17 protein-coding genes are annotated in these 19592 nt (G+C 55.8%); 14 read left to right on the top strand and 3 right to left on the bottom strand.

The features are described 5' to 3' along the window. Position 1 precedes the first annotated feature (1 nt). From FHW17_RS21295 to FHW17_RS21275, 5 genes are read left to right on the top strand one after another with little or no spacing between them, the layout of a single operon-like run. Entirely contained in the window at positions 2-799 is a 798-nt protein-coding gene (locus tag FHW17_RS21295) for an ABC transporter ATP-binding protein (RefSeq protein ID WP_112525593.1), read from the top strand. A 1-nt stretch (position 800) separates the two neighbouring features. Then, entirely contained in the window at positions 801-3266 is a 2466-nt protein-coding gene (gene nirB / locus FHW17_RS21290; protein ID WP_112525595.1) for a nitrite reductase large subunit NirB, read from the top strand. Positions 3267-3270: 4 nt separating this feature from the next. Next, the gene (gene nirD / locus FHW17_RS21285; protein WP_112525679.1) at positions 3271-3600 is read left to right on the top strand and encodes a nitrite reductase small subunit NirD; all 330 of its coding nucleotides are present in this window, start codon (positions 3271-3273) and stop codon (positions 3598-3600) included. A 6-nt stretch (positions 3601-3606) separates the two neighbouring features. Next, positions 3607-6276 carry a nitrate reductase gene (locus FHW17_RS21280; RefSeq protein ID WP_182510779.1) on the top strand — a complete coding sequence of 890 codons (2670 nt, stop codon included), beginning with the start codon at positions 3607-3609 and terminating at the stop codon, positions 6274-6276. Continuing rightward, entirely contained in the window at positions 6248-7198 is a 951-nt protein-coding gene (locus FHW17_RS21275; protein ID WP_182510778.1) for an NAD(P)-dependent oxidoreductase, read from the top strand. Before FHW17_RS21280 ends, FHW17_RS21275 begins: the two co-directional genes overlap by 29 nt. Here FHW17_RS21275 and FHW17_RS21270 read toward each other — a convergent pair. Both FHW17_RS21270 and gcvA read right to left on the bottom strand, forming a co-directional pair. After that, positions 7183-7911 (bottom strand): glutathione S-transferase, encoded by a 729-nt coding sequence (locus tag FHW17_RS21270; protein WP_112525601.1) that lies wholly within the window; start codon positions 7909-7911, stop codon positions 7183-7185. The two genes, FHW17_RS21275 and FHW17_RS21270, sit on opposite strands and share 16 nt — an antisense overlap. Continuing rightward, a complete protein-coding gene (gene gcvA / locus FHW17_RS21265; protein ID WP_112525603.1) occupies positions 7901-8830 on the bottom strand; it encodes a transcriptional regulator GcvA in 930 nt (309 codons plus the stop codon). Before gcvA ends, FHW17_RS21270 begins: the two co-directional genes overlap by 11 nt. Positions 8831-8984: 154 nt before the next feature. Between gcvA and FHW17_RS21260 the strand changes: the two genes are divergently transcribed. The 6 genes from FHW17_RS21260 (at position 8985) to FHW17_RS21235 (ending at position 14624) form a co-directional block, all read left to right on the top strand. Continuing rightward, positions 8985-9455, top strand: a complete 471-nt coding sequence (locus FHW17_RS21260) for a RidA family protein (RefSeq protein ID WP_182510777.1) — start codon at positions 8985-8987, stop codon at positions 9453-9455. Beyond that, positions 9455-10651 (top strand): aminotransferase class V-fold PLP-dependent enzyme, encoded by a 1197-nt coding sequence (locus FHW17_RS21255; protein ID WP_246706974.1) that lies wholly within the window; start codon positions 9455-9457, stop codon positions 10649-10651. The genes FHW17_RS21260 and FHW17_RS21255 overlap by 1 nt, the downstream gene beginning before the upstream one ends. Positions 10652-10677: 26 nt before the next feature. After that, on the top strand, positions 10678-11460 hold the full coding sequence (locus tag FHW17_RS21250) for an SDR family oxidoreductase (protein ID WP_182510776.1): 783 nt from the start codon (positions 10678-10680) through the stop codon (positions 11458-11460). A 198-nt stretch (positions 11461-11658) separates the two neighbouring features. Further along, positions 11659-12219, top strand: coding sequence for a hypothetical protein (locus FHW17_RS21245; protein WP_182510775.1), 561 nt, complete (start codon positions 11659-11661; stop codon positions 12217-12219). Between the two features lie 58 nt (positions 12220-12277). Further along, positions 12278-12745 carry an ABZJ_00895 family protein gene (locus tag FHW17_RS21240; RefSeq protein ID WP_182510774.1) on the top strand — a complete coding sequence of 156 codons (468 nt, stop codon included), beginning with the start codon at positions 12278-12280 and terminating at the stop codon, positions 12743-12745. 103 nt (positions 12746-12848) lie between these two features. Continuing rightward, entirely contained in the window at positions 12849-14624 is a 1776-nt protein-coding gene (locus FHW17_RS21235) for an adenylate/guanylate cyclase domain-containing protein (RefSeq protein ID WP_182510773.1), read from the top strand. Positions 14625-14643: 19 nt separating this feature from the next. Here the strand turns inward: FHW17_RS21235 and FHW17_RS21230 are convergent, their stop codons facing one another. Beyond that, the gene (locus tag FHW17_RS21230; protein ID WP_113096779.1) at positions 14644-16140 is read right to left on the bottom strand and encodes an MDR family MFS transporter; all 1497 of its coding nucleotides are present in this window, start codon (positions 16138-16140) and stop codon (positions 14644-14646) included. A 436-nt stretch (positions 16141-16576) separates the two neighbouring features. On the opposite strand from FHW17_RS21230, the gene FHW17_RS21225 reads away from it, so the two are divergent. From FHW17_RS21225 to FHW17_RS21215, 3 genes are all read left to right on the top strand, one after another. Continuing rightward, positions 16577-17059, top strand: coding sequence for a GNAT family N-acetyltransferase (locus FHW17_RS21225; protein ID WP_182510772.1), 483 nt, complete (start codon positions 16577-16579; stop codon positions 17057-17059). Between the two features lie 175 nt (positions 17060-17234). Continuing rightward, positions 17235-18713 carry an MFS transporter gene (locus FHW17_RS21220; RefSeq protein ID WP_112525620.1) on the top strand — a complete coding sequence of 493 codons (1479 nt, stop codon included), beginning with the start codon at positions 17235-17237 and terminating at the stop codon, positions 18711-18713. A 284-nt stretch (positions 18714-18997) separates the two neighbouring features. Further along, positions 18998-19570: a hypothetical protein gene (locus tag FHW17_RS21215; RefSeq protein ID WP_246706975.1), complete on the top strand. Its 573-nt coding sequence runs from the start codon at positions 18998-19000 to the stop codon at positions 19568-19570. The last annotated feature ends 22 nt before the right edge of the window (positions 19571-19592 follow it).

Below are 19592 nucleotides of genomic sequence, written 5' to 3'. Positions count from 1 at the left end.
AATGTCGAAACCCTATCTCTCACTGGAACAGATCGACATGGTGTTCAGCCGTGGCGGTGCCAGCACGCAAGTTTTGAATCAGGTTTCCCTTAATGTGGAAAAGGGCGAGTTCATCTCGATCATCGGTCACTCCGGTTGTGGAAAATCCACCCTGCTCAACATTGTTGCCGGGCTCACCAGGGCAACACGCGGCGTGGTGTTTCTCGAAGGCAATGTTGTCGACACGCCCGGACCCGACCGTGCGGTGGTGTTCCAGAACCATTCACTGCTGCCTTGGCTGACAGTCTATGAAAACGTCAAGCTCGCCGTCGACAAGGTCTTTTCATCCACAAAGAGCCGGACGGAACGTCATGAATGGACTATGCGCAATCTCGAACTGGTGCAGATGGTGCATGCGAAGGATAAGCGTCCATCAGAGGTTTCCGGCGGCATGAAACAGCGGGTCGGCATTGCCCGGGCGCTGGCCATGGAGCCGAAAGTGCTTCTGCTTGACGAGCCGTTCGGTGCGCTTGACGCCCTGACCCGCGCGCATCTGCAGGATCAGGTGATGCAGATCCACACGGAACTTGCCAATACGGTGCTGATGATTACCCACGATGTGGATGAAGCGGTGCTGCTCTCCGACCGTATTGTCATGATGACCAACGGACCGTCAGCCAAGATAGGCGAAATCCTCGATGTGCCGCTGGTGCGTCCGCGCCGCCGTATCGAACTGGCCTCGGATGCCACTTACATCCGCTGCCGTTCCTCCGTGCTGAAGTTCCTTTACGAACGTCACCGCCTTGTGGAGGCCGCATAAGATGGAAGCAGCAACGAAAAAGCAGAAACTCGTTGTCATCGGCAACGGCATGGCACCGGGCAGGGCGCTTGAACATCTCTTCGAAATGGCACCCGATGCCTATGATGTGACGATTTTCAACGCGGAACCGCGCGTCAATTATGACCGGATCATGCTCTCGCCCGTGCTTTCAGGCGAGAAGGAATTTGAGGAAATCATCATCCACGGCGATGGCTGGTACATCAAGCACGGCATCACGCTCTATAAGGGGCACAAGATTGTCGGGATTGACCTCACAGCCAAGACCGTAACATCGGATGCCGGAACGACCGAGACTTATGACAAGCTGCTGATCGCAACGGGTTCCGTGCCGTTCGTCCTGCCTGTTCCCGGCAATAATCTTCCGGGTGTTTTGACCTATCGCGACCTTGATGATGTCAACGCCATGCTGCTTGCCGCCCAGTCGCGCGCAAGGGCGGTGGTGATTGGCGGCGGCCTGCTTGGCCTCGAAGCTGCAGCGGGTCTCAAATCGCGCGGCATGGATGTAACGGTTCTGCACATCATGCCAACGCTGATGGAGCGGCAGCTTGATCCGGCGGCGGGATATCTGCTTGAACAGGCGGTGGAGCAGCGCGGTATCCGGGTGATGACCAAAGCCAGCACCAAGGAGATCATTGGCCAGAACAAGGTGGAAGGTGTTCTCCTTGCCGATGGTACGACACTGCCAGCTGATCTGGTGGTGATGGCGGCGGGCATTCGCCCCAACGGTATGCTTGCCAAGGAGGCGGGGCTCGACACCAATCGCGGCATCATTGTTGACGGTGGTATGCGCACCTCCGACCCTGATGTGTTTTCCATCGGCGAATGCGCCGAGGTTGGCGGGCAATGCTACGGGCTTGTTGCGCCACTCTATGAAATGGCGCGGGTGGTGTCGGCACAATTGGCGGGCGATGCCGATGCAAAGTTCGTTCATAGCGAGACGCCAACCAAGCTGAAGGTCACAGGCATAAACCTGTTTTCGGTTGGTGATCTCGGCGAGGGCGATGATAGACAGGAAATTGTCCTGCGAGATGCGGCGGCAGGTGTCTATAAGCGGCTTGTGCTCAAGGATGACCGCATCATCGGCACGGTGCTTTACGGCGAAACCTCAGATGGTGCGTGGTTTCATGACCTCACCAAGAAGCGCACCGATATTTCTGAAATGCGCGATACGCTTATCTTCGGCCAGTCCTATCAGGGAGGGTCCCCGCTGGACCCTATGGCGGCCGTTGCAGCCTTGCCAGATGATGCGGAAATCTGCGGCTGCAACGGCATATGCAAAGGCAAAATCACGGGTGCCATTTCAGGCAAGGGTTTAACTTCTCTCGATGACGTGCGGGCGCATACCAAGGCGTCCGCTTCCTGCGGCAGCTGTACGGGACTTGTCGAACAGCTTCTGTCGATCACACTTGGCGATGCTTACAACCCTTCCGCTGTCACGCCCATGTGCAGTTGCACGGACCTCGGCCATGATGATGTCAGGCGGTTGATCAAGGCGAAGAAGCTCAAATCCATTCCGGCTGTCATGCAGGAACTGGAATGGAAAACCTCCTGCGGCTGCGCCAAATGCCGCCCGGCATTGAACTACTACCTCGTTGCCGACTGGCCGGATGAATATGCGGATGATTATCAGTCCCGCTTCATCAATGAGCGGGTTCACGCCAATATCCAGAAGGACGGAACTTATTCTGTCGTACCGCGCATGTGGGGTGGAGTGACCAACTCTAGGGAATTGCGGGCGATTGCCGATGTGGTCGACAAGTTTGAAATACCGGCGGTGAAAGTCACCGGCGGCCAGCGCATCGATATGCTCGGGATCAAAAAGGAAGACCTTCCCGCTGTCTGGGCCGACCTTGGAAAGGCAGGATTTGTCTCAGGGCAGGCCTATGCCAAGGGTCTGCGCACCGTAAAAACCTGTGTCGGAACCGACTGGTGCCGTTTCGGAACGCAGGATTCGACCGGCCTTGGCATTCGCATTGAGAAATTCATGTGGGGCTCGTGGACCCCGGCCAAGGTCAAGATGGCGGTTTCCGGCTGTCCGCGTAATTGCGCCGAAGCCACCTGCAAGGATGTCGGGATTATCTGTGTGGATTCCGGTTATGAGATTCATTTTGCCGGGGCTGCCGGTCTCGACATCAAGGGCACCGAGGTGCTGGGTCTGGTCAGGACGGAGGATGAAGCACTGGAGCATGTCGTCGCTTTGACGCAGATGTACCGCGAGCAAGGTCGTTATCTCGAACGCATTTACAAATGGGCCAAGCGTGTCGGTCTTGACGAAATCCGCCGCCAGATCATGCAGGACGACACCAAACGCCGCGGCTATTTCGAGCGCTTTGTTTTCAGCCAGAAATTTGCGCAGGTCGACCCGTGGTCCGAACGGGTTTCGGGCGTCGACAAGCACGAGTTCCAGCCCATGGCCAGTGTCAGCTATCAACAGGCAGCGGAGTGAAATGATGAACTGGGTTGAGATTGGAACCATCAACGACATTCCGCGCCGTGGTGCCCGCTGTGTGAATACGCCCGATGGCAAGATCGCCGTTTTCCGGACTATGGAAGACCAGATTTTTGCCATTGATGATCACTGCCCGCACAAGGGCGGGCCGCTCAGTCAGGGCATCGTCCATGGCGCGGCGGTGACATGCCCGCTGCACAATTGGGTCATTTCACTGGAGACGGGTAAAGCCCTTGGAGCGGATGAGGGCAGTGTGAAAACCATTGCTGTCAGGCTGGATGGCGAGCGGATTATGGCTTTGCTTGAACTTGCCGCTGTGGCGGCAGAATAGACCGGCATGGAGCATCAGCCGCTTTCTCCGGTTACCGTCCGCACCACCTGTCCCTATTGCGGCGTGGGCTGCGGCGTGCTCGCAACGCCCAAGGAAGATGGAACGGTTGGCATTGCTGGCGATCCGGAGCATCCTGCCAATTTCGGACGGCTTTGTTCGAAAGGGTCGGCGCTCGGTGAAACGGTTCATTTGGATGGCCGGTTGCTTGAGCCGAAAATATCAGGCGTGCCTGCAAGCTGGGACAGTGCGCTTGATCTCGTCGCTGATCGTTTTCGTGCGGCCATCGCCGAACATGGCCCTGACAGTGTTGCCTTCTATGTTTCCGGCCAGCTTCTGACCGAAGATTATTACGTTGCCAACAAGCTGATGAAAGGTTTCATCGGCTCAGCCAATATCGATACGAACTCGCGGCTTTGCATGTCGTCATCGGTGGCTGGGCATATCAGGGCCTTCGGCTCCGATACGGTTCCGGGGACCTATGAGGATCTGGAACTGGCCGATCTCATTGTTCTGACGGGCTCAAACCTCGCCTGGTGTCATCCGGTGCTTTATCAGCGCATTGCGGCAGCCAAGGCTGCGCGCCCGGAAATGCGCATTGTTCTTATCGATCCGCGCCGCACCATGACCGCGGATATCGCCGATATGCATCTGCAGATACGGCCGGATGGGGATATGGCGCTATTCACAGGTCTGCTCGGGTTTCTGGCTGTTCAAGGCGCGTTGGACCAAAGCTATATTCACAGGCACACAGCGGGTTTTGACGCGGCATTGGCGGTTGCCAGTCCATACAATCTGGAAATTGTCTCCAGACAAACGGGAATAGATCAGGACATTCTGTCAGCCTTTTATGAACTGTTTGCAAAAACCGAGCGATGCGTGACCGTCTATAGCCAAGGTGTCAACCAGTCGGCGTCGGGCACGGATAAGGTCAACGCGATCATCAATTGCCATCTGGCAACAGGCCGCATTGGCCGCCCGGGCATGGGGCCATTTTCCGTAACGGGCCAACCCAATGCCATGGGCGGACGCGAAGTGGGTGGGCTTGCCAATATGCTGGCCAGCCACATGCAGATCGAGAATGCCGGACACCGGCAACTGGTGCAAAATTTCTGGGCCTCGCCTGATATAGCGAAGAAGCCGGGCCTGAAGGCAGTCGACCTGTTCAAGGCAGTTGGTGATGGCCGGATCAAAGCCCTGTGGATCATGGCGACCAATCCTGTTGATTCCATGCCGGAAGCGGATGGTGTGGCGAACGCACTGAAAGCCTGCCCGTTTGTCGTTGTCTCCGATATTAACGTTGCAACGGACACAACGGCTTACGCGCATGTTCTGCTTCCCGCCGCCGGATGGGGCGAGAAGGACGGAACGGTTACCAATTCCGAGCGACGGATCAGCAGGCAGCGACCGTTTCTGTCTACACCCGGCGAGGCAAGGCCGGATTGGTGGATTATCACGGAAGTGGCTAAGCGCATGGGGTTTGCCAATGGCTTTCCCTACCAAAACCCGGCGCAGATTTTTGCGGAACATGCTGCTCTTTCGGGCACAGACAATAATGGAAGCCGCGATTTCGATATTGCCGCGCACGCAACCATATCAGTGAAGGAGTATGCAAGCCTTAAAGCCTTTCAATGGCCGCAGGGGCGGGGGAGTGTAGCCTCGGACGGGCGCTTTTTTGCCGATGGCAGGTTCTATACGGGCGATGGCCGGGCGCGGTTCATTGCAGTTCATCCGGATGAAACGTTTCACCAGGATGGGCTTTTTACGTTGAACAGCGGACGCGTCCGCGATCACTGGCACACGATGACACGCACCGGAAAAAGTGCGCGTCTGTCAGCCCATTTCGCTGAACCTTTCGCGGAAATTCATCCGCTTGATGCGGCGCAGAAGGGGATTGCCGATGCGAGCCTCGTCAAGCTGCACAATGGCCATGGCGAAATCATCGTGCGGGCACTTCTTACTGACCGGCAGGCGCGCGGCAATGTTTTCGTGCCCATGCATTGGACCAACCAGTTTTCCGGCAGCGCGCGCGTCGATACGCTGGTGACATCACGCACCGATCCCGTCTCCGGGCAGCCCGCACTGAAGATGGCAAGGGTTGATGTTCAGCCGTTTGCTGCCGGGTGGTATGGTTTCGCGGTCCTGCGCAACAAACCCCCGGCCATTGCTGCGGATTATTGGGCACTCGCCAAAACCATTGATGGCTACCGGCTGGAATTGGCTGGCCTTGAGGATTTGGATGACTGGTCCACATTCGCCGAGGCGCTTTTCGGTGCTGGCGAAGGCATGCCGTTGCTGCGCTATCACGACGAGAAGAACGGGCAGCATCGTATGGCTGTTTTCACCGATGATGGGTTGATCGGTGCGCTCTATATAGCGCGCGAACCCGTCGCGGTTTCACGCAGCTGGGCCAGCGAACAACTGTTGCAAAGTTTTGCCCTAGCGCAGAACCGCTTCCAGCTTCTGGCAGGACGCCCCGGTAAGGATATGCCCGACAAGGGGGCGATTGTCTGCTCGTGTTTTTCCGTTGGGCGGAATGAGATTGCCAGCGCGGCACGCAGTGGCTGCCACAGCGTTGCAGCCATCGGAGAGGCTTTGAAAGCTGGCACCAATTGCGGCTCCTGCCGCGCCGAGATCAGGGGGATTGTTGATGCAAATCTTGTCCAGGCCGCAGAATAGTCCGAGCCCCGGAAGCATCGGGGAACTGGTAGTCCTGCCAGTGTTTTTCAACCTTCAGGGCAAGCGCTGTGTTGTTGCCGGTGGTACGGCGGCGGCTGCCTGGAAAGCCGAATTACTGGCCGCTGCAGGTGCCAGTGTGCATGTTTACACCGGTGCAATGAGCGAAGAAATGTCGGCGCTGGTGGCGGCTGGAACCTGCATTCATCACCCGCGCACCTGGTTGAAGACCGATTTGCGCGGCGCGGCAATAGCTGTTGCCGATGCGGCAACCGAGCAGGAAGCCCATCAATTCCGTGATGCGGCGGTGAAATCGGGTGTGCCGTGCAATGTCATCGACCAGCCCGCATTCTGCCAGTTTCAGTTTGGCTCCATCGTCAATCGCTCGCCTGTTGTGATCGGCATATCGACCGATGGTGCAGCGCCTATCCTAGGGCAGGCAATACGGCGGCGTATTGAAACGATCCTGCCCGTGTCACTCGCGGCGTGGGCGCAACTGGCAAAGCAGTTGCGCAGTCATATCGCCGATGTGCTCCAACCGGGTCGCCAGAGACGGCAGTTCTGGGAGCATTTCGTCAATCGGACGTTTGAGGCTGATGCGGCGCCTGATGAAAGCATTGGACTGGTGGCAAGGGCAGGGGAGATCGCCAACGACAGCAGCGGGAAAACCGGAACGTTAACTGTCATTCCTGTTGAAAGCGATGACCCGGAGTTTTTAACGCTCCGAGCCATGCGTCAGCTGCAAATGGCTGATGTCATCTTTCACGACAAAAATGTGTCGCCAGCTGTCTTGCAACTCGCACGGCGTGAGGCCAGACGGATCGCCTTGGGCCATGAAACGTTTCATGACAACAATAAAGCCAAACAGCTTTGTTCCGCGGGCAAACACGTCGTGGTTCTCAACGGGCTTTATGCCGCGTCCTGATCAAGCTCAGGATAATGGCGGAAAATGCCGTCTTCGTTGAATGGAATACGCCGAGGCGACGCGAGATAACGGGCAATATTGGGTCGCTGCTGAACCCGATCATGCAAGGCCACGAGTAAGGGGTAATCACGACCCAGCGTTTGGGTTGCGCGCGGAAAAGCATATCGCAGTCCCTCGATCACCTGAAACAACGAAAGATCGACATAGCTCAGCTTGTCACCAACGCTGTGCTTTTGATCTCCGCTGGACAGGACACGTTCAAAATAGCCGAGATATTTCGGGATGCGATGGTCAATGAAACTGGTGGCGCGTGCCTTTGCTGCTTCCTTCTGATCTTCGTAGTAAAGCTCGGTTGCGATGGGATGGTGCGTATCATGCACTTCGCAGACAAAATCCGTGATCGTCAGTTGCAGGCCATTGGCGACATAGCGCAGCCCGTCATCTTCTGGCACCAGTCCGAGTTTTGGCCCGAGATAAAAAAGAATATTGGCCACATGCGAGATAACCAGATCGCCGTCCTTCAGAAAGGGCGGCGCGAATGGTGTGTGCAAACCACCAAAGCTTTTGAGCATTGTCATCATCGCTGCTGTGCCGCGTCCGCTACCGGACTCGCGGGTGATGTCGATATAGTCAGCACCGGCTTCTTCCAGCGCCAGCCTGACATACTCGCCGCGTCCCTGTATTCCGTCCCAATAATAGAGTTCATATGGCATTTCTGACCTCTCCATTTCTCTCTACCGAAGCTGCTTTGGTTTCTTCGATCAGCCAATCAATGAACGCTTGCGTTGCTGGTCCGATTTTGCTGTCCTTGGGCGTTACCAGCCAATGGGCGGTTCTAATAGAAGTGATTGTCTGGGGAAATGGTTGCACCAGACGCCCGGTCCGCAAGTGATCATGGATAAGCAGCATGCGGCCAATGGCAATGCCCTGACCATCAAGTGCCGCCTGCAGGGTGATGTTGTAATCGGTCAATTGGATGGTGCGTGCGTGAGACAAGTCCAGGCCCACCGCATCAGCCCACACCTGCCAGTCAACGGGCTTTTTTGCGAATAGCAGCGTGTGCCGCAACAAGTCCTGCAGCGCTGCAATTGCGGGACCCGTTTGAAGCAATGCGGGACTGACAACCGGGCTGAGCTGTTCAGCCATCAGCAAACGGGAATTTACCCCGGTCCAGTTGCCGTCGCCATAACGAATGGCAATGTCAACCTCGCCGCCCGCGACATCAGCGGTGCGTAGGGTCGGGTCGAGTTCAAGGTCGATATTGGGGTGTCGGGACTGAAATTTATGCAGTCGCGACACCAGCCAGTTTGCCGCGAACGAAGGCAGCAGGCTGATCCGGATCACATTGCGCTTGCTCTTGCTGCGCAGATCAGATGTGGCCGTCGCGATAAGACGAAAGGCGTCGGTCGTGCGGGCAAGATAATCAGTGCCTTCCGGGGTCAGGGCGATGCTGCGCGCCTTGCGGATAAACAGTGGCAGGCCGAGAAATTCTTCCAGCTGGCGGATGTGATGGCTGACGGCGCTTTGTGTGATGAGCAATTCCTCACCTGCTCTTCGAAAACTCATCAGCCGGGCGACAGCTTCAAAGGCCCGGAGTGCCTGCAATGGCGGCAAAGTTGAGGAAGAACGCATTGGGGTCCCGTGCTTTCGAGAACAAAATTGGGTTGATCGCCACGATATCGAGATTTCAAGACATTAGCCAGATCGATCGGTAATCCCGGTGATTTGAATTGGACCCGCCTGTGCGCACCGCAGATGATGCGTCTAAATTCAGTCGGAGATGATAATGTCAGTCACAATAGCAGAGAAACTTGCAAGCCTTGGCCACAAATTGCCGGTCGCATCCGCACCAGTTGCAAATTATGTATCTGTCGTCCGCGCGGGCAATCTGCTCAGCATCTCGGGCCAGATCAGCCGGATTAATGATGACAACGCCGTGCTTGGTGTTGTCGGTGCGGCAGTTTCCCCGGAAGAAGGGCGTAGAGCAGCGGAAATCGCAGCGATCAACGTGCTGTCCCAGATCGCTGCTGCGACTGACGGTACGATTGCAGCCATACGCCGTATCGTCAGGCTCGGCGTTTTTATGGCCGCAACCCCCGATTTTACACAGCATCCGCAAGTGGCCAATGGCGCATCGGATTTGATGGTCGCCGTATTTGGCGATGCTGGCCGCCACAGCCGGGCGGCTGTCGGCGTCAGTTCCTTGCCACGCGGTGTTGCCGTTGAGGTTGATGCGCTTGTCGAGCTGGAGGATTGATGATGGCGGAAGCACTCGACATTGAACAGCTGCGCTCGGAAACGCCGGGTTGTGCCATCAGCACACATTTCAACCATTCCGGCTCGTCACTGCCGTCGAACAGTACACTTGCGGCGATAACAGAGCACTTGCAGCGTGAATCGCTGTACGGGCCGATGGAGGCTGCTGCCAACGCCGCAGGTCTGATTGACGAAGCGAGGGCGGATGCGGCTGGTCTCATTGGCGCAACGCCCCAGGAAATCGCCTTCTCCAGCAGCGGTTCGGCGGCATGGGGTGTGACCTTCGCCGCGTTGCCGCCACTAAAAGCAGGAGATCGCATTCTCGTTGGCCGTCAGGAATGGGGCGGCAATCTTTCGACCATGCAGGCGGCAGCCAACAGAGCTGGTGCGCGGATCGAGATCATCCCGACCAATGAAGATGGCAGTGTTGATGCAGCGGCGCTTGCAACAATGATCGATGATCGCGTGCGGCTTGTCGCCTTGACGTGGCTTCCTGCCAATGGCGGGCTCATTAACGATGCAGCGGCTATCGGACGGGTGACTCGGTCCGCGGGCATCCCTTATTTCATCGATGCTGCACAGACGCTCGGCCAGCTTCCGGTGGATGTGGCCGCCATTGGCTGCGATATGCTCAAGGGCTCGGGCCGTAAATATCTGCGTGGCCCGCGCGGTGCTGCCATTCTCTATGTGAGGAAGGATTTTCAGGATAGGCTGGAACCCGCCTATCTTGATGTGCTCTCCTCATTATGGGGCGAAGACGGGCCAAATGTGCGGATGGATGCCCAGCGTTTCGAGACCAGCGAAAAGCCGATTGCCCTGCTTCTCGGGTTGGGCGCGGCATTGAAGCAGGCACGGAGCCTCGGCGTATCCGCGATCCGCGAGCGGATTGTCAGCCTTTCCGGGCAATTGCGCAATCAGCTCAGCGCCATTCCCGGCGTGACGGTTCAGGACCTTGGTACGGAAAAATCCGGTCTTGTATCCTTCACTTTGGAAGGCATGGCACCACAGCTTATTCGCAGCAAGCTTGCGGAAAAGCGGATTACAATTGCGGCAAATGGGATACCTTACACGCCGCTTGATATGACCGCGCGTGGACTAAACGAAATTGCGCGTGCGTCGGTCAGCTATCTGAATACAGGACAGGAAATAGACCGTCTTTGCGACAATGTTGCCGTGCTTGCGCGGCAGACCGCTTGACGGAACGAAGGACAGGTGAGGACAAAATGGATTTGGGAATCAGAGGCAAGCGGGCAATTATCTGTGCGAGTTCAAAGGGCCTCGGGCGCGGCGTTGCGGAAAAACTGGCAGAAGCAGGCGTTGATCTGACGCTCAATGCACGCACGGAAGCGGTGCTGCGCCAGACGGCGAAAGAGATTGCCGAGACCTATGGCGTCAAGGTTCAGATCGTTGCTGCTGATGTGACAACGGAAGAGGGCCGCAAGGAACTACTGGCTGCTGAACCGCAGCCCGATATTCTGGTCAACAATGCGGGTGGTCCGCCAGCTGGCCTCTGGTCTGACTGGCATGAGGGAGAATGGCTGAAGGCAGTCAATGCCAATATGCTGACGCCAATCTATCTGATGAACGCCATCCTTCCCGGCATGATCGAGCGCAAATGGGGCCGCGTCGTTAATATCACCTCCGGTTCAGTGAAAGCGCCCATTGCGCAGCTTGGCCTGTCCAATGCGGCACGCAGCGGGCTGACCGGTTTTGTGGCCGGAACCGCCCGGCAGGTCGCCCGTCATGGCGTGATCATCAACAATCTGTTGCCCGGTTCGCACGAGACCGACCGGATCAAGGGGTTTTTGGAAAAGACATCGGAAACCAGGGGCATTTCCATTGAACAGGCCCGCGCCGAAGCGCATGCCGCCAATCCCACGGGCCGCTTCGGCACGAAGGAAGAGTTTGGCGCGGCTGCAGCTTTCCTGTGCAGTCAATATTCAGGCTTCATCGTTGGCCAGAACCTGCTGCTTGACGGCGGTGCTTTCAATTCAACTCTGGGCTGATGGCGCCCTGAGCGATAGCGCATAAGGGATGGACGCCGTTCGCGGCCATCCCAAGCTGGAAACAGGTTTTCCCGATTACTCAAGCATTCGACGAAATGATGCGATTGCGGCGATCTGATTGATACATCAGTATTGTGGTTTGACATAAATTCGGAACACAGCTGAAATAGATATCAGGCGCAGATTGAGGGGGATTCTATGCCGGGTTTGACATTTTTGCGGGCTTTGGGCTGTTCCGGACTGATCATCATGATGACCGCTTCAGGCGCATCGGCCGAAAACCTCAAGGAGTTTCACGCGCGCGATGGCTCCTATAGTTACAAGTATCCGGGAAATTTCGGAATAAGCACCATGTTCGCTGACGGAACCGGCGATCCCATGGGCGTAACGGCTTCGACGCCGGAAAATGGCGACGTTCTGATTGAGATGTATTCCATGAATATCCGCGCCGTCAAAACTGTCACCGAACAGACGATGGAGGCCTATGCCGCGCAATATGTGTCTGATCTGACCGACAGAAAGACCCATTTTGTTTCCAGGAAACCAACGCAAATGTTTGGTCGACTTGCCGTTGACATGACCTTTGACGAGGCAATGGTTTTTGGTACTTCGAAAACAATGAGGACAAGGCGCATCATTGCAACGATTGCCGGAGGCAAGGACTATTTTCTGATATGTCTCTATCGGAACGACCGCACGCAATTCGCGCCCGCCTGCGAAACTGCCGCAAAAACAGCCCGCTTGACAAAGGGCGGTTAAATAAAGCCAATCTCGGCTCCTGATCCGATTATCCCGCTCCAAATGTGAGACACGCTAAATGAGTTCTTCTCCCGTTCAGACCAGTCTTGCCCCGATCTTTGTTCGGTTCATAATCGCATTTGTATTATGCGTCATCTTCGTTCAGGTGGTCACTACGGTGCTGAAGTTCGACATACCCAGCTCTATGGGAATCATCACTCTCGTGGTTGCGCTTGCCCCGGCTTTTGATCTGTTCACAAGAACAACAGGCCGTGTGATGACATCAGGCGAAAAATTACGGTTTTCACTCGGCGCGGCAATCATCACTATTGTCATAAACGTCGCAACATTGCTGCTTATGAGTTACATCGCGACCGGTTCCCTCAATCTTGACACTGTGACCAGTGGGGTTGGGCTGGGGAGGATCGATGCTTCTTTTGTGGCGATTATTCTGGCTGGTAGTCTCGTGCTTGCATTTATCATTACATATTTCACTGCGGGCTTTATGGGGCGCGGTGCGCTGAAGCGTCTTGCCAAGGCAAAGTGATGTGCATCGAATGGCGCGCATCTGACGACTGAAAGCGGTTTCAAATGGACTTGAGCCCGATAGACTCGTAAAGTCAGGTGCAGAGCCATTCAAACGGGGAATAATGTTGGCCACCGACCGCGTTGCACGCAAACTCGTTGCTATTCTGGCAATCGATATGGTCAGCTATTCCAGTCATATGGAGACGGATGAGGCGGCCACAATTGCCCGGCTACGCCTGCATCGCCAGCAATTGATTGATCCTGTTTTGCGCGAACACAATGGCCGTATCGTCAAGACGACGGGGGACGGACTGCTGGTTGAATTTGGCAGTGTCGTTGATGCAGTCGAGAGTGCTGTTCTCATTCAGCGCGGGGTGGCGGAGGCTGAAGTGAGTGCTCCAAAAGATCAGCGCATTCAATACCGGGCGGGCATCAACATAGGCGATATTGTCATTGATGGTGACGATATCTTTGGCGACGGCGTCAACATCGCCGCTCGAATGGAAGCCTTGGCCGAACCGGGCGGAATATCGATCACTGCCAATGTGTTCGAGCAGGTTGCTGGCAAAGTGGCCTTTACCTTTGAAGACCTCGGCGAACGGCAGGTCAAGAACATCAAGAAGCGCATCCGCGTTTACCGGGTTGTGCTTGAGATCATGGCTGGTGTTAAGCGGGCCGCCTCCAACGCACCACCGGTGGAAGATGTTGCCAAACCGGCCATCGCGGTGCTGCCGTTTCAGGATATGAGCGCGGATAAGGATCAGGAATATTTCGCCGACGGAATTGCCGAAGACATTATCACCGGTCTGGCACGCAATCAGGCCTTCTTCGTCATCGCCCGCAATTCTTCGTTCACATATAGGGGCGGGGCCGTCGACATAAAGCAGGTCGCCGGGGAACTCGGTGTGCGCTACGTGCTGGAGGGTAGTGTCCGGCGCAGTGGCTCTCGTGTACGCATCACCGCGCAGCTGATCGATGCGGCAACCGGCAATCATATCTGGGCCGAGCAATTTGACCGGCAGATGGACGATGTCTTTGCGGTTCAGGACGATATCACTGCAAGCATTGTGGGTGTTGTTACACCGGAACTCATCGGCGCGGAGATGAAGCGTGCGCGGCGTAAAGACCCGGCAAACCTGAATGCCTGGGATTATATGATGCGGGCCGACTGGCACGCCTGGCGCTGGACAAAGGAAGACAGCGCCGCTGCCAAGGACTTTGTGCTGAAGGCAATTGCCATTGATCCGAACCAGGCAAGGGCACGGGTCGTCTACGCCATGTGCAAGATTGTCGATGTGCTTTATGCTTGGAGCCCCAACCCGCAGGCAGCCATGGCCGAAGCGCAGGACATGGCAAGGCTGGCCGTCGAACTGGATGACCGGGATGCCGAGGCCCACACCATACTTGGTTCAGTAGCGCTCTTCATGCGCCGTTTCGACGATGCACGCCGCTGTCTGGAAACAGCCATTGATCTCAATCCCAATCTGGCATTCGCGCGGATGTGGGGCGGCGGTTATTATGCGCTTGCCGGAGAAATTGAGAGCGCGCGGGAAACCCTGAAAATGGCCATTAGGCTGAGCCCGCGGGACCCGGCCAACTACTGGACCTTTGCGTTTTTCGGCATGGCAGAATTCGCCGACGGACATTATGACGCCGCGGCGGAGTGGGCGCGCAAAGCCCTACACATGAATTATAACTTCCCGACCGGCCACCGGGTTCTTCTGGCGGCACTGGGAGAGATGGGGGATGCCAATGCAACGCGTGCTGCTTTGGATGGCCTGTTAAGCGTTGCTCCCGAAACCAGCATTACGACAACGCGCATCGGCGTTCCCTGGAAAACGCCCGAACATCTCGAACGCTATCTCAATGCCTTGCGCAAAGCTGGATTGCCCGAATAAACGGGCAATCCGTGTGCCGTCAGGACGTCATCGCTTCCTGCATTTCCGTCTGAGTTGGTGGTTTGCCTCCGGCCTCGCGCGATACCGGGATGAGCCACGTCGTTATGCAGGTGAGCAATGCGACGATGAACACGCCCCAAAAACTCCAATGCAGAGCGGAGTGAAACACAAAGCGGATTGCAGGATCGGTCGATAGGCTTGAAAGGCCCGTCGGTTGATTGATTATCTGATGCAACCGGTCAGCAAGATCGCCGCTGCCAAAGTGAGCGATGCCGATGTTCAATATGGCGCCGAGCGTGGTAGCCCCCAGCGTATTGCCGAGACTACGGGCAAAAATGATGGAAGCCGTAGCACTGCCGCGCATGGACCATTCGACGCTCTCTTGCACGAGCACAACGCTGGTCACGCTGACGAGACCCATGCCGAACCCCATGAGGAATGCGCCGAAGCCCGCATAAACAGGGCTGCTTTCCGGTGTCAGAAACAGAAGAAAGGACGCCCCGATCGGGAACATGAAGCTGCCCGCGCGCAAGGTTGTGCGGATTCCAAATGCGCGGAAAAGGCGGATAGACAGCATGACCGCCAGAGGCCAACCAACGATCAGCATGGTCAGCGTAAACCCGGCGACGAGAGGCGAGCGACCGAGCACACCTTGCACATAAATTGGCAGAATGGTCGTCAGACCGATCAGCGCCATACCGGCCAGAAGCGTTGCGACATTGCTGGTTGCAATAAGCCTGCGGCTCCAAAGCGCAATGGAAATGATCGGTTCCGGTGCCCGGCGTTCCTGCATGAAGAAGAGGACGCCAGAGGCGATAAACAGGGCACCGAGGGATGCAAGTATCCACAGATCAGCATCTGTTTCGGTCAGGATGATCAGAAGCGAGACAATGGAAATTGTAAACAGGATCGTGCCCAGATAGTCGATCCTGGCTTTGCGCGGTTCGATTTTCTCATGCAGGAAAAGGGTAAAGCCGATAATGGTAAACAGGCCGATAGGCAGGTTGATCCAGAAAATCCATGCCCAGGAAACATGATCGACAATCAGACCGCCAGCGAGCGGGCCGGTCACGGCGGAGATGGCCCAGACACTGGCAAGCACGCCTTGGACCTTGGCCCGTTCCTCAAGCCTATAGAGATCACCGACAATGGTCATTGTCACCGGCTGGATCGCTCCCGCGCCAAGACCCTGCAACAATCGGAATGCGATCAGTGACGTCATGGACCAGGCGAAACCTGCCAGCGCAGAGCCGATGAGGAAAATGACAATACCGCCGATCAGAATTGGTTTGCGGCCAAAAATATCAGACAGTTTGCCGTAGATGACGGTTGTCGTCGATTGCGCCAAAAGGAACGCCGAGAAAACCCAGCTGTAATAGGTAAAGCCGCCAAGCTGTCCGACAATCCTTGGCATGGCTGTGGCAACAATCGTGGCTTCGATGGCGACCATGAAAGTTGCCAGCACGATGGAGGCAATAATCAACGGACGCTTTGAACGTTCAACTGATTGAGACATTTTATCTGTTCTGGCTTTCCACTCGCTGGGACAGTTGTCGACGGGTCGATGAAGACCATCGGGCGAGCAATATATTCTGTGGGATCAAAATCTGGCGGCGGCAAGGGGCTATTGATAATTGCGGCTTGCGCAACGCAGTTCAACTCCTTGAACGTGCAGATGTCAATTGTTTGATGGTTACATCGCAGCGATAAACTGCCATCCGCTGACATCACACGCAGTTCCATAAGCTATCTTATGCGATCTTTGTGTGTAGCCGGGGCACATTCTATTTTCAACTGCAACAGATACTAAACCCTCTTTGTTTTCAGGGGGATGCATACTCTTTGCGCAATGAAAGCGATGCGTTGCACTGGATATTCCCTTTGTTTGGCGATAACACGCATAGCCATAGCGGCAGCCAATCGAAGGCCGCGATATATAGGTGATAGCAATCATGATCAGATTCAGACCAATGCTCAAAACTGAGTTTGAAGCTTACTATCTTGGCTATTTTATCCCTGACTATGCGGCCGAGATTTCGTCGAATTATGGTCTTTCGAGCGATGAGGCAATTGCTCAAGCCAAGCGCGAGATTGCAGAAGACTTGCCAAATGGCCCGGAAACAGAAGGCCAGACGCTGGTCTGTATTCTTGATGTTCAAGATGGCGATGAACAGGTTGTCGGTTATCTCTGGTTTCGCGCTGACCCCGTATCAAGCTCGGCCTTCATCAATGATATTTATATCTTTCCCCATTTTCAGAACAAAGGTTATGGCAAGGCTACCCTGAACGCGCTTCAGGACGTATTGGACGAGATGGGTATTCAACACCTGCGTCTGCGCGTGGCCGCAGATAACGAACGGGCCAAACATGTTTATGAATCCACCGGATTTCGTCTCACCGGTTTCAATATGACCAAGCGGATTGGCAAAGGGTAACATCGGCCTTCACGGCAATTATTTTGTATCAGGTACAATGAATCACGAGATTGTATATGGATATCGTATAATCTCAGGTTTATATCGGTGGTCGTTTCCCCACGGCTGACTGCCGTTTGCAAATCCGCGACATTCTCTTTCTGATATGTACGCGCTATTGAGAGCGACCCCGACCATGTCGGACCAAACTTGCCAGAGCCCGCAGGCTCTGCCGATTACGACCCCAGCGCCTGAAATCCAGAAGACAGGTCCGAATTTCCGCATCATCGCGCTCATTATCGCCAGTGCCATGTTTATGGAACAGCTCGATGCAACGGTGCTTGCAACGGCATTGCCGACCATGGCCCGCGATTTCGGCGTGCAGCCGCAATCGATGAGCCTCGCTCTAACCTCATATCTGCTTAGTCTTGCCATCTTTATTCCGGCGAGTGGCAAGATCGCCGACCGGTTCGGATCACGGACAGTTTTCAGCGCCGCCATAGCCGTTTTTGTCTTCGGTTCGATTCTTTGTGCGCAGGCACCGGATTTGCGTTTTCTCGTTGGTGCGCGCATTGTTCAGGGACTTGGCGGTGCCATGATGTTGCCAGTTGGCCGTCTCGTGCTTCTGCGCAGCGTCGCACGCAAGGATTTTGTCTCGGCGACATCCTGGTTGCTGATACCCGCGCTCGTCGGTCCAATTCTCGGGCCGCCGGTTGGCGGATTGATCGTCACTTATTTCGACTGGCGCTGGATTTTCTATATCAACGTGCCAATCGGCTGCATTGGATTTATCCTCGTTTCGCGTTTCATTGCTAATGTGAAAGGCGAATCCGGTGGCCGCTTCGATTTCCTCGGCTTCCTGCTGTCGGGTATTTCACTTGGATCGTTCCTTTTCGGCTTCGAAATGGCCAGTCGCCCCGGTGAAAGTGAACAGGCCGCGCTGCTTGTTGTCATCGGTGTTGTATTTGGCGTTGGTTATCTGGCACATGCCAAGCGCCATCCCTCCCCCATTCTCGACTTCTCGCTTATGCGTATCAGCAGTTTCAATACATCAGTGATTGCAGGTTCGCTCACGCGCATAACCCAGGGCGCACAGCCATTCCTGCTGCCACTCATGCTGCAATTGGGCTTTGGCCTTTCTGCAGCGCGCGCTGGCGGTATTGTTGTGGCAACAGCGGTGGGCTCAATGTTGATGAAGGTAGTTGCGCCGAAGATTCTCAGGCGGGTTGGGTTTCGCTCGGGCCTCATCGTCAATGGTCTGGTCGCGACATTCGGCTATGCGCTTTGTGCCGCGTTCCGTCCGGATTGGCCCCTGCCCCTGATCTTCGGCATATTGATGTGCTGCGGATTTTTCATGTCGTTCCAGTTCACAGCCTATAACACCGTCGCCTATGACGAAATCGGACGCGAACGCATGAGTTCGGCGACCAGTTTCTACACAACGTTCCAGCAGCTCATGCTGTCGCTTGGCATCTGTGTCGGTGCTTTGGCGCTATCCGGGTCGATGCTGGTCAGAAGCCACGCAACGCCCGAACTTGGTGATTTCTCCGCGGCTTTCCTCGTTGTGACAGCGATCTCATTGACGGCGACAATCTGGAATCTACGCTTTTCGCGGTCAGCAGGATCAGACATCAGCGGCCATACGAAGGGCGTAGCCAAGGCTCCGGCTGAATGACGCCAGGTCACTCTCGCCTCACTTGAACTTGATTGGTGCGTCTCTGGCCTATCCGATAGTCATAAGGCCCGACAGCCAGCGGACGTTTTGACGATACGGTGGAGTTTCAAGCACTATTCTTTCCCCGGTAAAGCGTTCCAGCACAGAGGTTGGCACGCGACGGTATGCCGTGTCTCACTCATTGATTTCACTGGTCGTCGGATCAACAAAGGAGCAGGAACATGCACTTGAAGTATGGTTTGGATCGGATATCCGTAGCGATGCTATTGGCGCTTGGTGCCGCGATGGCGACACTGCCGGCGCAGGCGCAAACATCCGCTGATCAACGTGTGAGAGTGCGCGGAACGGTCAGCAGCATTGATGCGACAACACTGACCGTGAAGACCAGAGAAGGTGCGACGACCAGAGTCGCGCTTAAATCCGGCTGGCAGGTGGCGGGCGTCGTCAAGGCATCAGTTGATGATATCAAGCCCGGCGACTTCGTCGGTATTGCGTCGCTTCCCAAAGCCGATGGCGGCGATGGTGCGCTCGAAGTTCTGATCTTCCCTGCGGCCATGAAAGGCACAGGCGAAGGAAGCTATTCGTGGGATCTGAAGCCGAACAGCTCGATGACAAACGCCACGGTGGCTGACGCCGTGAAATCGGTTGATGGGCGCACGGTTACGGTCAAATATCAGGGCAAGGATAAGAAAATCTCCATTGCCGATGGCACGCCAATCGTTACCTTCGCCCCCGCAACAACGGCGGATCTGACCCCCGGCGCTGTTGTGTTTGTACCCGGCGAGAAAGCGGCGGATGGCGCCATTTCCACAAGCCGTGTTGTGGTCGGCACCAAAGGTGTGGTTCCACCCATGTAATTTTCCGTTTGTTCATCTGACG

Origin of the sequence: Phyllobacterium sp. P30BS-XVII, from assembly GCF_014138335.1 — a bacterium.
Taxonomy (GTDB): Bacteria; Pseudomonadota; Alphaproteobacteria; order Rhizobiales; family Rhizobiaceae; genus Phyllobacterium; species Phyllobacterium meliloti.
This window is presented reverse-complemented; position numbering and strand designations above follow the sequence as displayed.